Source organism: Acinetobacter sp. ACZLY 512, assembly GCF_023614015.1.
Taxonomy (GTDB): Bacteria; Pseudomonadota; Gammaproteobacteria; order Pseudomonadales; family Moraxellaceae; genus Acinetobacter; species Acinetobacter soli.
The window spans coordinates 1-1,518 of record NZ_JAKIVI010000025.1 but is presented as its reverse complement, the minus strand read 5'-3'; the positions used below and the strand labels follow the sequence as shown (position 1 = coordinate 1,518).

Sequence of the window (1,518 nt, the reverse complement as noted above, 5' to 3'; positions counted from 1 at the left end):
AAAATTGAACTTGAAATCGTGCCGCAGGGCAATCTGGCCTGCCGCATACAGGCCGCTGGCATGGGGCTGGGGCCGATCTACACCCCAACTGGTTTTGGCACTTTACTCGCAGAAGGTAAACCCACCCTGAACTTTGATGGCAAAGACTACGTACTGGAAAACCCGATCAAGGCCGACTTTGCCCTGATCAAAGCCTACAAGGGTGACCGCTGGGGCAATCTGGTCTATCGCAAATCAGCACGAAACTTCGGCCCGATCATGGCCATGGCCGCCAACGTAACCATCGCACAAGTGAGCGAAGTGGTGGCACTAGGAGAACTCGATCCGGAAAACGTGGTGACCCCAGGCATCTTTGTTCAACACGTCGTACCAGTCCAATCTACCCCAGCAAGCGCTGCACCATAAGGAGATCGAGATGAGTTATCACAAACTGACCCGTGACCAGATCGCCCAGCGCGTTGCCCAAGATATTCCGGAAGGCTCCTATGTCAATCTAGGGATTGGCCTGCCGACCAAAATTGCCAGCTATCTGCCTGCCGACAAAGACGTATTTCTACATTCAGAAAACGGACTGCTGGCTTTTGGTCCACCACCAGCGGCCGGCGAAGAAGACCCGGAACTGATCAACGCAGGCAAAGAATACGTGACCATGCTCGAAGGCGGTTGCTTCTTTCACCATGGCGACTCCTTCGCCATGATGCGCGGTGGACATCTGGATATCTGCGTACTAGGCGCATTCCAGATCGCCGCCAATGGAGACCTGGCCAACTGGCACACCGGTGCACCGGATGCCATACCGTCGGTCGGTGGAGCCATGGATCTTGCGGTTGGGGCAAAAAAAGTCTTTGTAACCACCGATCATGTCACCAAAAAAGGTGAGCCGAAGATTGTCGCTGAACTGACGTATCCAGCCACGGGCCAGAAATGTGTCGACCGGATCTACACCGACCTGTGCATCATCGATGTGGTGCCAGAAGGGCTGAAAGTGATCGAGAAAGTCGAAGGCTTAAGCTTTGAAGAACTACAACGCCTGACCGGTGCAACACTGATCGATGCGACATAAGGCCAAGGATAACTGAATATGAAACATGCATACATCGTCGATGCGATCCGTACCCCGTTTGGCCGCTATGCAGGCGGATTGGCAGCAGTACGTGCGGATGACCTCGGTGCAATCCCGATTGCTGCCCTGATCGAACGCAACCCAAGCGTGAACTGGGCACAGGTCGATGACGTGATCTACGGCTGTGCCAATCAGGCAGGAGAAGACAACCGTAACGTTGGCCGTATGTCGGCACTGCTGGCAGGCCTGCCGGTCGAAGTACCGGCAACGACGGTCAACCGCCTGTGTGGCTCATCTCTGGATGCAATCGCCATGGCAGCACGTGCGATCAAAGCAGGCGAAGCCCATCTGATCATTGCAGGGGGTGTCGAAAGCATGAGCCGCGCACCGTATGTGATGGGGAAATCAGAAGGGGCGTTTGGACGCACCCAGAAGATAGAAGACACCACCATGGG

Annotated in this window: 3 protein-coding genes; all 3 read left to right on the top strand. The window is 55.1% G+C overall.

The window, feature by feature from the left end; all coding sequences use genetic code 11:
* Positions 1 to 405, top strand: a 405-nt coding sequence (locus L2096_RS15995) for a 3-oxoacid CoA-transferase subunit A (protein ID WP_250365856.1), incomplete at its 5' end; no start/stop codon positions are given.
* A 10-nt stretch (positions 406 to 415) separates the two neighbouring features.
* Positions 416 to 1,063: a 3-oxoadipate CoA-transferase subunit B CatJ gene (gene catJ / locus L2096_RS15990; RefSeq protein ID WP_151747175.1), complete on the top strand. Its 648-nt coding sequence runs from the start codon at positions 416 to 418 to the stop codon at positions 1,061 to 1,063.
* A gap of 18 nt (positions 1,064 to 1,081) precedes the next feature.
* Positions 1,082 to 1,518: thiolase family protein (locus L2096_RS15985; protein ID WP_284444951.1), on the top strand; the 437-nt coding region annotated here is incomplete at its 3' end.